Origin of the sequence: Cellulomonas soli (assembly GCF_052036975.1) — a bacterium.
Classification (GTDB): Bacteria; Actinomycetota; Actinomycetes; order Actinomycetales; family Cellulomonadaceae; genus Cellulomonas; species Cellulomonas soli_A.
The window spans coordinates 1-12,051 of record NZ_JBQIAR010000021.1; the positions used below are offsets into that span (position 1 = coordinate 1).

A 12,051-nucleotide genomic window follows, 5' to 3' on the forward strand; every position below is an offset into this window, starting at 1 on the left:
CATCGAGGAGACGACCTTCGTGCAGGAGGTCGTGTTCGACCACGACGGCGGGCCGTACCTGTCGTACACCTCGACGATCCGACTCGTCGTGGCGCCGGACGACGCCGCGGAGCTCGTCGAGGAGCCGGCCGGGGGCGCCGAGGGTGACGTCGCGCCGGTCCCGCCCGCGCCCGCCGAGGACGAGGCGCCCGTGTGGTCGACCGAGTCGGGCTACTGGCGCGTGCCGCCGGAGCGCCCCGACGGCCTGACCGACGACCAGCACCCCGTCGAGCTGTTGCTGGCCGACCCGTCCGGGCACGTGGCGATCTACGTCGGCGCGGTCGGCAACGGACGGATCGACCTGGTCTCCGACCTGATCGCCCGCACCGCCACGGGCGCCGAGGTCAGCGCCGCCAAGCGCCTGTACGGCCTGGTGCAGGGCGACCTCATGTGGGCGCACGACATGGCCGCGTTCGGCAACCCCATGCAGTCGTACGCCTCGGCCCGGCTCGCCCGCGTGGACGACGAGGCCTGACGTGGTGGCCGACGCCTCGACGGGGACCGCCGCCGCGAGCCCGGAGACGCCCACCGGGCCCGCCGCCCGCACGGAGGCACCGCGGCACACCAGCCCGTTGCTGCGTCGCCGGGGCGCGGTCGACGGCGCCGGACCGGACGCGGGCGTCGCGTGGCACTACGGGGACCCGACGGCCGAGCAGCGGGCACTGGCACGCGGGGGAGCGGTCGTCGACCAGTCCCACCTGGGTGTGGTCACCGTCACCGGACCGGACCGGCTGACCTGGCTGCACTCGATCACCTCGCAGGACGTCGCTGCCCTGCCGCCGCGCACGTCCAGCGAGCTGCTCGTGCTCGACCCGAACGGTCACGTGGAGCACACCGCCGGTGTGGTCGACGACGGGACGACCACGTGGCTGCTCACCGAGAGTCCCGCGGGCCTGAGCACGTGGCTGGACCGCATGCGGTTCATGCTGCGCGTCGAGGTCGCCGACGTCACCGACGACTGGGCGGCGCTCGGTGAGCCCGTCGACGCCGAGGGCACCGCCGACGAACCCGTCACCTGGCGCGACCCGTGGCCGCGGACCGCGCCCGGTGGCACCCGGTACGGACCGGAGGACGCCGCGCACCCCGGGGCGGACCGGGCGTGGCGGATCGTGCTGGTGCCCCGGGCGTCGCTGGCCGAGCAGGTCGCGCAACGCGAGGCCACCGGCTGGACGCTGGCGGGCACGTGGGCCAGCGAGGCGGCCCGCGTCGAGGCATGGCGCCCGCGTGCGTCGCACGAGGTCGACCACCGCACGATCCCGCACGAGCTGGACTGGCTGCGCACCGCGGTGCACCTGCACAAGGGCTGCTACCGGGGGCAGGAGACCGTCGCGCGCGTGCACAACCTCGGCCGTCCGCCGCGCCGGCTGGTCATGCTGCACCTGGACGGCTCCGGGCACCTGCTGCCCGAGACGGGCGCCGCCGTGCGCCTGGCCGGCACCGGGCCGCGCACGGGCGCGGACGCCGACGGCAAGGTCGTCGGGCACGTCACGAGCGTGGCCCGGCACCACGAGCTGGGCCCGATCGCGCTGGCCGTGGTCAAGCGGTCGGTGCCGGTCGACGTCGAGCTGGTCGTCGACTCCGACGCCGGCGCGGTGACGGCAGGGCAGGAGGTCGTCGTGGCCGGGGAAGGCGTCTCGGCCGACCGCCCTGCCGCGCGCGGCCCCCTGACCCGTGGGCTCGGCCAGCACCCGATGCTGTGAACCTGCCGACCCGACTGCCGCTGACCGACGCGGCGCGTGTCGTCGCGGAGGCCCGGGTACGGCAGGGCTGGTCACGGGTGCGGGCCGCCTGGTTCCCGATCCTGCAGGCGGCCGTCGCCGGGTCGATCGCGTTCGCCATCGGGCACACCGTCCTCGGGCACCCCTACCCGTTCTTCGCGCCGGTCAGCGCGTGGATCGCGCTCGGTTTCACCTCCGACCGTCCGCTGCGGCGCGTCGCCGAGCTGTCCGTCGGCGTGGCACTGGGCGTCGGCCTCGGTGACCTGGTCGTGCACGTCATCGGCACGGGGTGGTGGCAGGTCGCCGTAGTGCTGTTCGCCTCGGCGGTGATCGCGCGGTTCATCGACCGTGGCGCCATGCTCACCACACAGGCCGGCGTGCAGGCCATCGTCATCGTGGGGCTGCCCGCGCTCGGGGCGTCCGGCGGTCCGCTCGGACGATGGACCGACGCCCTGGTCGGCGGCGCCGTCGCGCTCGCGGTGGCGGTGCTCACCCCGAGTGACCCGCGGCGCCGGGCCCGTGCCATGGCCCGGGTCGGTGTCGAGGAGCTCGCCGGGGTGCTGCGCACCGCGGCGCGGGGATTCGCCGCAGGGCGGTCGTCGGACATCGAGGACGCGCTGGTGCGGGGCCGTGCCTCGCAGCCCGCGTTCGACGAGTGGCTCGACACGGCGACGGGAGCACGGGACCTGGCGCGGGTGTCGCCGGCGGCCCGGCGGCACCGCGGCGAGCTGACCGCTCTGGTGCAGGCGGCGGTGCTCACCGACCGCGCGATGCGCAACGCCCGGGTGCTCACGCGGCGTGCCCTGCCCCTGGTCGAGGCCTCCCGGCCCGCGCAGGACCATGGAGAGCAGGACCCTGCGATGCAGGGCCATGCGGTGCCGGACCGTGCGGTGCCGGACCGTGCGGCGCCGGACCGTGCGGTGCCGGACCGTGCGGTGCCGGACCGTGCGGTGCCGGAGGCAGCGGGGCCGGAGGGGGTCGAGCACGACCTGCAGGCCGTCGCGGCGACCGTGGTCGACATCGCCACCGCCACCGACGACCTGGCTGACGCACTGGCGACCGGCCGCGCCCCCGACCGTGCCCGCGCCGGCCTGCTCGCGGCGGCCGCCCGGCTCGACCCGTTCATCCTGGCGCCCGACGACTGGCAGGTGCAGAGCCTGGTGCTCCTGCAACGCTCGCTCGTGGTGGACCTGCTCGAGATCGCCGGGGTCTCGCCGCGCGAGGCACGCGACGTGCTGCCACCGCTGTGACCCGTCGCGGCCCGGCCGGGCCGCCCACCTGCGGCATCCCGTGGCGGGGGCTGCCCGCGCGGGAACCCGGCACGGTACGGTCGCGGGGTGGAGGTCGCGGTCAGCGCGTTGCGCGCGGAGCTCAAGCAGTGGATCGAGGCCGCCCGGGCCGGTGAGGACGTGGTCATCACGGAGCGCGGTGTCCCGGTGGCGCGCCTGAGCGGCATCGCCTCGGCCGACCTGCTGACCCGGCTGACCCGCGACGGGCTGCTGACCCCGCCCGACGAACCCCGACCGGCCGCCGAGCCGGAGGTGCACGGCGCGCATGCCCCGCACGGTCCCGGTGCACGGCAGCCGAACGCGGTGTCCGGCCTCGTCCGCCGCCTGCGGCGCTGACGCCGATGGCCGTCGTCTACCTCGACACCAGCGCACTCCTCAAGCTGTGCGTGACCGAACCCGGCACCGACCTGAGCGCGGCCCTGTGGGACGGTGCCGACCTGGTGGCCACCTCCCGGCTGGCCGACAGCGAGGTCCGTGCCGCACTGGCCTCCGCGCGGCGCAGCGGTGCGCTCGACCCGGACGCAGCCCGACGGGCGTTGTCGGCGTGGGAGCGGTTGTGGCCCGGGCTGCACGTCGTCGAGCTGCACCGTGACATCAGCGCCAGCGCCTCCGTGCTGGTCGGGCGGCACCCGCTGCGCTCCGGCGACGCGCTGCACCTGGCCAGCGCGCTCACGTTGCGTTCGCCGGACCTGGTGGTCGCGGTGTGGGACGAGCGGCTGTCCGCCGCCGCGCGGGCCGAGGGGCTGCACGTCGTCCCGTGACGTGACACGTCGCCCGCGGGGCCCGGTGCCGGGCACGTCTCCTGGACGTGTCGTGTGCGGGCACAGACGCGTCTCGTAGGCTCGGCCCGTGATCGCCTCCCTGCAGATCTACATGTTCCTGGCCTTCTACCTGGTGATCTTCGGGCTCACGGTGTGGGCCCTGGTCGACCTGGCCACGCGCCCCGCGCGTGCGTTCGTCGACGGCGGCAAGCGCACCAAGCAGTTCTGGGGCCTGATCCTCGGCGCCGCCGCGGCGATCGCCTTCATGGCCATCCCGTACCCCCTCGGCATGGGGTTCCTCTCGTTCCTGGCGCTGGCCAGCGCCGTCGCCGCGATCGTGTACCTGGTGGACGTGCGGCCGGCCATCGCGCCGTACTCGCGCCGCCGGGGTCCGCGCGGTCCCTCGTCGCGCGGCGGGTGGTGAGCGTGGTCGCCGACATCGCCACCCGGGCGGTCCCGCTGGCCCGGGTGGTGCGCGGCGGGGTCGTGGAGTCCGTGCACGGCGGGCACGTCGTCGTGGTGGGCCCCGACGGCACCATGCGGTGGGCGCTGGGCGACCCGGACGTGACGATCTGGGCACGGTCCTCGTTGAAGCCCGTGCAGGCCGTTGCGATGCTGCGCAGCGGGCTCGACGTCGACGGCGAGCAGCTGGCGCTGGTGTGCGCGAGCCACAACGCGCAGGACGGGCACCTGGACGTGGTCCGGGCCGTCCTGGCGGGCGCCGGGCTCGCGGAGGACGCGCTGCAGAACACCCCCGACTGGCCGCTCGACGCGGACGCGGCGTGGCAGCGGCGCGCCGACGGGTTCGGGCGGGCGTCCCTCACGCAGAACTGCTCCGGCAAGCACGCCGGGATGCTCGCCACCTGCGTCGCGGCGGGCTGGCCGACCGACTCGTACCTCGAGCCGGGGCACCCGTTGCAGGTGGCTGTCCGGCAGACGATCGCCGAGCTGACCGGGGGGCCGGTCACGTACGTGACGGTCGACGGCTGCGGTGCGCCGCTGTTCTCCACGACGCTGGTCGGACTGGCCCGCGCCTTCGGTGCGGTGGCCCGCGCGGGCGCGAACGGTGAGACCGGACCTGCCGGTCGGGTGGCGCGGGCGATGGCGCAGCACCCGTGGCACGTGGCAGGCACGGGCCGTGACGCGACGGCGTTCATGCAGGCGGTGCCGGGCCTGGTGGCCAAGGACGGCGCGGACGGGGTCTACGCCGCCGGGTTGCCGGACGGTTCGGCGGTGGCGGTGAAGATCGCCGACGGGTCCGCACGGCCGCGGGCCGTGGTGCTCGCGGCGGCACTGGCGGTCGCCGGGGTCGACCCTGCGGTGGTCGGCCCGGTCGGGCGTACCGCGGTGCTGGGGCACGGGGAGCCCGTGGGCGAGGTCGTGGCGACGTTCGGTCCGGGTGCCCCGGGTGCCCCGGGTGCGCCGGGTCCGGTCGGCCCGTGAGGGCGGTCGTCCAGCGGGTCACGCGGGCGTCGGTGTCGGTCGGTGGGTCCGTGGTCGGCGCGCTCGACCGCCCCGGACTGGTGGCGCTGGTCGGCGTCACCCCGGGTGACGGTCCGGCGCAGGTCGAGCTGATCGCCCGCAAGATCGCCGAGCTGCGGATCCTGCGGGACGAGCAGTGCGCGCTCGATGCGGGGGCGCCGGTGCTCGTCGTCAGCCAGTTCACCCTCTACGCGGACACCCGCAAGGGTCGGCGGCCCACGTGGAACGCGGCCGCGCCCGGGGCGGTCGCCGAGCCGCTGGTCGAGCAGGTCGTGGCGGCGTTGCGCGCCCGCGGGCTCGAGGTCGCCACCGGGCAGTTCGGTGCGGACATGGCGGTCGAGCTGGTCAACGACGGTCCGGTGACGATCCTGCTGGAGTCGGTCCCCGACCCAGCCTGACGAGCCAGTCCCGCACGGCGTCGGCCACCGCGTCGTCGTCGGCGGGGGCGTGGGCGCCGGGGACGAGCACGAGCTCGTGCGGGCCACCGAGGGTCGCCAGGTGCGTGGCGAGCTCCTCGGGCGTGCCGAACGGGTCACGCAGCCCGGACACGGCCAGCACGGGCACGTGCACGTCGGGCAGGTGGGCCACCCGCAACGTCGCAGGCTTGCCGGGCGGGTGCAGCGGGTACGACAGGAGCACGAGCCCGGCGGCGGGCAGTCCCTCGGCGACGGCCATCGAGCACATGCGCCCGCCGTACGAGCGCCCGCCGAGCACGATCCGGTCCGTCCCGACGCCGAGCTCGTCGGCGAACGCCTGCGCCTGCGCGCGGACGTGGGCGACGGCGACCGGTGCCCGGTCGGGTGCGCGTCGGCCGGCGGCGCGGGCGGGGAAGTCGATGCGCCGTACCGGCGTGCCTGCCAGGGCCCGCTCGACGGCCAGCAGCGTGCGGTGCTCGCGCCCGGCACCTGCGCCGGGCGTCAGCAGCACCCCGGCGACGGCGGGTGCGGGCACGGTCGCACTGGGTACGGTCACGCTGGGCATGGGTCCACGCTAGCCAGGTGTGCGGGGTGGGGTCGGGCGCGCGGGCCGAGGCGGACCGGGGTGGGGCCGAGGTGGGCCGACGCGAGAGGGCCCCGCGGAGTGAACGTCCGGAGGGCCCCCTCGTGGTCGCAGGTCCGGTTCCACCGGCCAGCGGTGGGGCGGACGCCGCCATGACGGTGCGGCTGCGTCCCGGCACCCGGTTCACCGGCGGACCGGTTCCCCGTGGGCGGGGCGACTGCGATCTGGCATCGCGGCTCCGGTGCTCCCCCTGCGTCGTCATCCGCAGAACGACGGGTCTCCCCGCCGAGGTGGTCGCCCGTTCTCCGCTCGGCCCGGCCGCGGTGCACCGGGTGCTCCGGCGCGATGCACCCCAGGGGGGCTCCGCTGCCGACCTGCCCGGGCCTCCGTGGCCGTTGGAAGATGTCTAGTCCTGGCACACAGGGTCCGCAAGGGCTCCGATCAGGCACTTTTGTCCACCGCTCTGTGCACACCTTCGTCCACAGGTTCACCTGCATGATCACGCGGCGGGCACAGGCCTGTGGATGACATCTGTGGATGCGCGGGTGCCGTGACCTTCGTCAGATGACCTGCACGGCGGGGCACGCAAGGATGGGGCGCATGCGGATCGAGGCCGTCCAGGGGGACATCACCGAGCAGCACGTCGACGTGGTCGTCAACGCCGCGAACTCCTCGCTGCTCGGCGGTGGCGGGGTCGACGGTGCGATCCACGCCGCGGCCGGGCCGCAGCTGCTGGAGGCCTGCCGTGAGCTGCGGGCCCAGGGACGGTTCGCCGACGGGCTGACCGTCGGCGACGCGGTGGCCACGCCCGCGTTCGGGCTGCCCGCGCGCTGGGTGGTGCACACGGTGGGACCGAACCGGCACGCGGGGCAGACGAGCACCACGGCGCTGGCCTCGTGCTTCGGGCGGTCGCTGGAGATCGCCGTCGAGCTCGGCGCCGGCAGCATCGCGTTCCCGGCGATCGGCGCCGGTGCGTTCGGCTGGGACGTCGCCGAGGTGGCGGACGTCGCGACCGGGGTCGTGAAGGGGTGGGCGTCGTGCGCGCAGAACGGCGTGCTCGAGGGACACACCCGCCCGTCCGGGCTGGAGCTGGTGCGGTTCGTGCTGGCGAGCGGACCTGCGCTGCAGGCGTTCGAGCGCGCGCTGCTCTGACCGTCCCTGCGCGCCGTGCGGCCCGTGCGGCCCGGCGCCCAGCACCCGGCGGGCGGTCGCCGGTGGCGTCCGGTTGAACCTGGACGCAGGTCACCGCCAGGATGCGCGACATGTCAGCGTCGACGCCCCGTGACCAGCACAGCCCTGTCCGACCGACGCCCGACCGCGTCACGACGCTTGCGCCACCGGACGTGCCGGCCGCCGCGCGCGTGCTGGCGGACGCGCTCGCGCACGACCCCGGGTACACGTACCTGTTCCCGTCCGCCGCGCGACGCCCGCGCGAGCTGCACGCGCTCTACCGGATGACGCTGGCGGACGCCGTGCAGCACGGTCGCGTGTTCGCGACCCGTCAGGACGACGGCACCGTGACCGGGGTGGTCGCCGTGTACCCGCCGGGGGCGTACCCCATGGGCGTGGGGCGGTGGTGCCGGCAGGCGTGGCGCCTGGTGCACCTGGCGTGGAACGCCCGGGAGCACAGCCGTGCGCTGGCCCGGTTCGGTGACCTGACGTCGCAGGGCGTGCCGGGCGACGCCTGGTACGTCGAGGCTGCCGGTGTGCGGCCCGACCTGCAGCGCCAGGGCCGGGGCAAGGCGCTGTTCGAGGCCGTGCACCAGGCGGTCGGTGGTGACGGCGCGTACCTGGAGACGACCAAGCCGGAGAACGTCGGCTACTACCGGGCGCTGGGCTACGCGCCGGTCCGTGACCGGGTGGCCCTCGGTGCGCAGGACGGCCCCTGGATCGTGCCGATGCAGCGCGTCACGCACCCGAACGGGTGAGCGGCCGGGTCCGGGTGCGGGCGTGCCGTGCGTGCGGCACGCCGTGGGCCGTTACCGCTGCGTAAACACTCACGGCAGAGCCTGGTGCGAGGGGCGTCGGGGTGCCAGGCTCCCCGAGTGGGTCAGTTGACCCACTTCTGCCGCACCCGTCCCAGGAGCCCACCATCGACACCGACCGACCCCGCCCCGCCGCCGTCATCACCGGTGCCAGTGCCGGGTTCGGCGTGGAGTTCGCCCGCCGGTTCGCCGACCGCGGGTACGACCTCGTGCTCGTCGCCCGACGCCGCGAGCCGATGGACCGGCTCGCCGTCGAGCTCGGCGCCGCGCACGGCATCACCGCGCACGTGGTGCCGCTCGACCTCGCGCAGCCCGACGCGGCCGCAACCCTGCTGGGCCACGTGGACGACCTCGGGCTCACCGTGCACGCGCTGGTCAACAACGCGGGCTTCGGCACCTACGGGGCGTTCGCCGAGGCCGACCCCGCACGCATCGCCCAGGAGATCTCCCTCAACGTCACCGCGCTGACCATGCTCTCGCGGCTGTTCCTGCCCGGTCTGCTGGCCACCGGCGACGGGGTGCTGGTCAACGTGGCCAGCACCGCGGCCTACCAGCCGGGCCCGTACCTGGCCGTGTACGCCGCGACCAAGGCGTACGTGCGCTCGCTGACCGAGGCCGTCTGGCAGGAGACCCGCGGCACCGGGCTCAAGGTCCTCGCCCTGGCCCCCGGGCCGACCGAGACCGAGTTCTTCGAGGCCGCAGGGTCGGAGAAGTTCAAGGTCGGGCAGATGCTGTCGGTCCCCGCCGTCGTCGACGTGGCGTTCCGTGCGCTCGACCGGCGCGACACCCCGCCGTCGGTGGTGGCCGGGCACCGCAACAAGGTCACCGCCGTGGCTGCCGGGTTCCTGCCGCGCCGGTTGACGTTGGCCGTCGCCGGTCGGCTCACGGGGGAGTGACCCGATGACCCGCATGCCCGTCGCCGAGCGCCGCCGCGCGCTGGTCGACGCCGCCGTGCGGGTCATCGCGCGCGAGGGGGTCGCCGGGGCCACCACCAGGGCGGTCGTCGCCGAGGCCGGGATGAAGCTGGCCAGCCTGCACTACGCGTTCGCCTCCCGCGAGGAGCTGCTCGAGGCCGTGATCGCCGACGTCACCGAGCAGGAGCGGCTCGCCGCCGAGGACGGGCTGCTGCCGCTCGGCGAACCGACCGACCCGGCACCCACGATGGCCGAGGTCCTGCGTGCCGGGCTCGACCGGTTCGTCGACCTGCTCGTCGAGGACCCGTTGCGCGAGCGCGCACTGCTGGAGCTCACGCTCTACGCGCTGCGCACCCCCGGGCAGGAGGGCGCCCTCGCGGCGCAGTACGCGATCTACCGCCGGTCGGCCGGTGACGCGCTCGAGACGGCAGCTCGCGCGTCCCGTTGCCGGTGGCTCGTCCCGTTGCCCGACGCGGCGCGGCTGCTGGTCACGATCACCGAGGGCCTGACGACCACCTGGCTGGCCGACCGCGACACGGCCGCCGCGCGCACGACCGTCGCGTTCGCCGCACGGGGGCTCGCGGCGCTCGCGGCCCCGCTCGACGCCCCACCCGACCCAGCCGCCGCGGGGGACCACGGTCCCGCACCGGAACCCGAACCCGACCACGGCCCCCACGGCCGTCCCGACGACCGCCCTGACCAGGAGCACGAGGAGCACCGCGCATGCTGACCGAGACCGAACCGCGCGCCGCGGCGTATGTGAACCTGTACGCCGTGCTGGGCGCGATCCCCGAGCTGTGCCGCCGTGTGCCCGAGGCCCGCGCGCTGCTGGCTCGTGACCTACGGCCCGTGTCGATCGCGTTCGTGGTGCGCGGAGGGCCGCGCGGTGTGCTGGCGTTCCGCGACGGCGAGGTCCAGATGGTGCCCGACCGGGCGACCGGGACGGTCGTCATGCCGTTCACCGGGCCGGCGGCGTTCAACAAGGTCGTCGACGGCACGGCCCAGCCGATCCCCGTCAGCGGGTTCCACCGCCTGGGCTTCCTCACCGGGGTCTTCGCGCCGCTGACCGAGCTCCTGGCCCGGTACCTCAAGCCGACCGAGGACGACCTGGTCGACGAGCGGTTCCGCGAGGCCAGCACCGCCCTGACCCTTCATGTGGCCACGGCCGCCGTCGCGCAGCTGGCCAACGAGGACCGGCAGGGGCGGTTCAGCGCGCACCTGATCCCCGACGGCGACGTGGCCCTGGAGGTCACGGGGGCGTTCGCGTACACGCTGCGGGTGCTCGAGCACCGCATGACGTTCCTGCCCGAGGCGTCCCCGCACCCGCGGGCCGCCATGACGTTCGCCGACCTGGACGTCGCCGGCCGCCTGCTGTCCGGTCAGGCCAGCGCGATGGCCTGCATCTGCGACGGCACCATCGCGATGCGCGGCACCGTCTCGATGGTCGACAACGTCAACCGCATCCTCGACCGCGTCGGCCAGTACCTCGGAGAGTGAGCAGCCCCATGACCGCGACCACCGTCACCCCGCCGTACACGTACACCAAGAGCCGCGAGGCGTTCGACCGGGCGTTCCGCGTGATCCCGTCCGGCATCTACGGCCACCAGGGCCCGTCCGAGGGCTGCTACATCCCGCAGACCGCGTTCCCGCTGTTCTCCTCGCGCGCGCAGGGGACCAAGTTCTGGGACCTCGACGACAACGAGTACATCGACTACATGTGCGGCTACGGCCCCAACGTGCTCGGCTACCGCGACCCGGACGTCGACGCCGCCGCGCAGGCGCAGGCGAAGCTCGAGGACGTCGTCACGATCCCGTCGGCCGTGATGGTCGACTTCGCCGAGCTGCTGGTGGACACCGTGGCCAGCGCCGACTGGGCGTTCTTCGCCAAGAACGGCGGGGACACCACCACGCTGGCAGTCCTCACCGCCCGCGCAGCCACCAGGCGCAAGAAGATCGTCTTCTTCGACGGCTTCTACCACGGGGTCGCCCCGTGGACGCAGAAGCTCGACTACCCCGGGATCCTCGAGGAGGACGTCGCGCACAACCTGTACGCGCCGTGGAACGACCTCGCGGCGCTCGAGCGGCTGTTCTCCGAGCACCGCGGGCAGATCGCCGGGCTCATCGCGCAGCCGTACATGCACGGCAACTTCGTCGACAACCAGCTGCCCGCGCAGGGCTACTGGGCGGGCGTCCGCAAGCTGTGCGACGACCACGGTGTGGTGCTCATCGTCGACGACGTGCGGGCCGGGTTCCGGCTCGACCTGGCCGGTTCGGACCACTACTTCGGGTTCGAGGCCGACCTCATCTGCTTCTGCAAGGCCCTGGCCAACGGCTACAACGTCTCGGCGCTGTGCGGCAAGGAGTCGCTCAAGGACGTCGTCTCGAGCTTGTCGTACACCGGCTCGTACTGGATGAGCGCCGTGCCCTTCGCGGCCGGGATCGCCTCGATCACCAAGCTCAAGCAGCTCGACGGCCCGGCGCTGTTCGAGCGGCTCGGCACCGAGCTGACCACCGGCCTCGTGTCGGCGGCGTCCGACCACGGGCTGCACCTGGTCGCCTCCGGGGCGCCCGCGCTGTTCTACCTGCGCCTCGCCGACGACGACTCGCTCATGCTGCACCAGGAGTGGGTCGCCGAGTGCGTGCAGCGCGGGGTCTTCCTCACCTCGCACCACAACCACTTCATCAACGCCGCACTCACCTCGGCCGACATCGCCCGCACGGTCGAGGTGGCGCACGAGGCGTTCGGCATCGTCAAGGCCCGGCACCCCGAGCTGGGCTGACGGACCTCGGGGCCCGTGCGGCCCCGACCCCCGATCCGCGGCGGCGGGGCGAGTGCCGACCCGCCCTGCCGCCGCGACACGCAC

The 12,051-nt window shown here is 74.7% G+C and carries 15 protein-coding genes; 14 read left to right on the forward strand and 1 reads right to left on the reverse strand.

The genetic code is table 11. The features are described 5' to 3' along the window. The 8 genes from ACTHAM_RS16570 to dtd form a co-directional block, all read left to right on the forward strand. The coding region (locus tag ACTHAM_RS16570; protein ID WP_440689474.1) for an FABP family protein at positions 1-514 on the forward strand (514 nt) is incomplete at its 5' end. Positions 515-611: 97 nt separating this feature from the next. Further along, positions 612-1,739, forward strand: a complete 1,128-nt coding sequence (gene ygfZ, locus ACTHAM_RS16575; RefSeq protein WP_440689538.1) for a CAF17-like 4Fe-4S cluster assembly/insertion protein YgfZ — start codon at positions 612-614, stop codon at positions 1,737-1,739. Next, positions 1,736-3,007 (forward strand): FUSC family protein, encoded by a 1,272-nt coding sequence (locus ACTHAM_RS16580; protein ID WP_440689476.1) that lies wholly within the window; start codon positions 1,736-1,738, stop codon positions 3,005-3,007. The genes ygfZ and ACTHAM_RS16580 overlap by 4 nt, the downstream gene beginning before the upstream one ends. Before the next feature lie 87 nt (positions 3,008-3,094). Continuing rightward, positions 3,095-3,382: a type II toxin-antitoxin system Phd/YefM family antitoxin gene (locus ACTHAM_RS16585; RefSeq protein WP_440689478.1), complete on the forward strand. Its 288-nt coding sequence runs from the start codon at positions 3,095-3,097 to the stop codon at positions 3,380-3,382. A gap of 5 nt (positions 3,383-3,387) precedes the next feature. Continuing rightward, positions 3,388-3,807 (forward strand): type II toxin-antitoxin system VapC family toxin, encoded by a 420-nt coding sequence (locus ACTHAM_RS16590; protein ID WP_440689480.1) that lies wholly within the window; start codon positions 3,388-3,390, stop codon positions 3,805-3,807. Between the two features lie 88 nt (positions 3,808-3,895). Beyond that, a complete protein-coding gene (locus ACTHAM_RS16595) occupies positions 3,896-4,231 on the forward strand; it encodes a DUF2516 family protein (RefSeq protein WP_440689482.1) in 336 nt (111 codons plus the stop codon). A 2-nt stretch (positions 4,232-4,233) separates the two neighbouring features. Beyond that, positions 4,234-5,250: an asparaginase gene (locus ACTHAM_RS16600; protein WP_440689484.1), complete on the forward strand. Its 1,017-nt coding sequence runs from the start codon at positions 4,234-4,236 to the stop codon at positions 5,248-5,250. Further along, complete coding sequence (dtd, locus tag ACTHAM_RS16605; protein ID WP_440689486.1) at positions 5,247-5,687, forward strand: D-aminoacyl-tRNA deacylase; 441 nt, start codon at positions 5,247-5,249, stop codon at positions 5,685-5,687. Before ACTHAM_RS16600 ends, dtd begins: the two co-directional genes overlap by 4 nt. Here the strand turns inward: dtd and ACTHAM_RS16610 are convergent. Further along, on the reverse strand, positions 5,635-6,270 hold the full coding sequence (locus ACTHAM_RS16610) for an alpha/beta hydrolase family protein (protein ID WP_440689488.1): 636 nt from the start codon (positions 6,268-6,270) through the stop codon (positions 5,635-5,637). The two genes, dtd and ACTHAM_RS16610, sit on opposite strands and share 53 nt — an antisense overlap. A gap of 618 nt (positions 6,271-6,888) precedes the next feature. Between ACTHAM_RS16610 and ACTHAM_RS16615 the strand changes: the two genes are divergently transcribed. The 6 genes from ACTHAM_RS16615 (at position 6,889) to ACTHAM_RS16640 (ending at position 11,967) form a co-directional block, all read left to right on the forward strand. Then, a complete protein-coding gene (locus ACTHAM_RS16615; protein WP_440689490.1) occupies positions 6,889-7,440 on the forward strand; it encodes a macro domain-containing protein in 552 nt (183 codons plus the stop codon). A gap of 110 nt (positions 7,441-7,550) precedes the next feature. Further along, positions 7,551-8,216, forward strand: a complete 666-nt coding sequence (locus ACTHAM_RS16620; protein ID WP_440689492.1) for a GNAT family N-acetyltransferase — start codon at positions 7,551-7,553, stop codon at positions 8,214-8,216. A gap of 101 nt (positions 8,217-8,317) precedes the next feature. Further along, positions 8,318-9,169, forward strand: coding sequence for an SDR family NAD(P)-dependent oxidoreductase (locus ACTHAM_RS16625; RefSeq protein WP_440689494.1), 852 nt, complete (start codon positions 8,318-8,320; stop codon positions 9,167-9,169). A 4-nt stretch (positions 9,170-9,173) separates the two neighbouring features. Further along, complete coding sequence (locus tag ACTHAM_RS16630) at positions 9,174-9,917, forward strand: TetR/AcrR family transcriptional regulator (RefSeq protein ID WP_440689496.1); 744 nt, start codon at positions 9,174-9,176, stop codon at positions 9,915-9,917. Beyond that, on the forward strand, positions 9,911-10,684 hold the full coding sequence (locus ACTHAM_RS16635) for a hypothetical protein (RefSeq protein ID WP_440689498.1): 774 nt from the start codon (positions 9,911-9,913) through the stop codon (positions 10,682-10,684). The genes ACTHAM_RS16630 and ACTHAM_RS16635 overlap by 7 nt, the downstream gene beginning before the upstream one ends. An 8-nt stretch (positions 10,685-10,692) precedes the next feature. Beyond that, positions 10,693-11,967 carry an aminotransferase class III-fold pyridoxal phosphate-dependent enzyme gene (locus ACTHAM_RS16640; protein WP_440689500.1) on the forward strand — a complete coding sequence of 425 codons (1,275 nt, stop codon included), beginning with the start codon at positions 10,693-10,695 and terminating at the stop codon, positions 11,965-11,967. The last annotated feature ends 84 nt before the right edge of the window (positions 11,968-12,051 follow it).

Excerpts from the sequence above, each read along its gene's own strand:
- ACTHAM_RS16590 (WP_440689480.1), top strand. The coding sequence starts at position 3,388 with ATGGCCGTCGTCTACCTCGACACCAGCGCACTCCTCAAGCTGTGCGTG.
- ACTHAM_RS16610 (WP_440689488.1), bottom strand. The coding sequence starts at position 6,270 with ATGCCCAGCGTGACCGTACCCAGTGCGACCGTGCCCGCACCCGCCGTC.
- ACTHAM_RS16615 (WP_440689490.1), top strand. The coding sequence starts at position 6,889 with ATGCGGATCGAGGCCGTCCAGGGGGACATCACCGAGCAGCACGTCGAC.
- ACTHAM_RS16620 (WP_440689492.1), top strand. The coding sequence starts at position 7,551 with ATGTCAGCGTCGACGCCCCGTGACCAGCACAGCCCTGTCCGACCGACG.
- ACTHAM_RS16630 (WP_440689496.1), top strand. The coding sequence starts at position 9,174 with ATGACCCGCATGCCCGTCGCCGAGCGCCGCCGCGCGCTGGTCGACGCC.
- ACTHAM_RS16635 (WP_440689498.1), top strand. The coding sequence starts at position 9,911 with ATGCTGACCGAGACCGAACCGCGCGCCGCGGCGTATGTGAACCTGTAC.
- ACTHAM_RS16640 (WP_440689500.1), top strand. The coding sequence starts at position 10,693 with ATGACCGCGACCACCGTCACCCCGCCGTACACGTACACCAAGAGCCGC.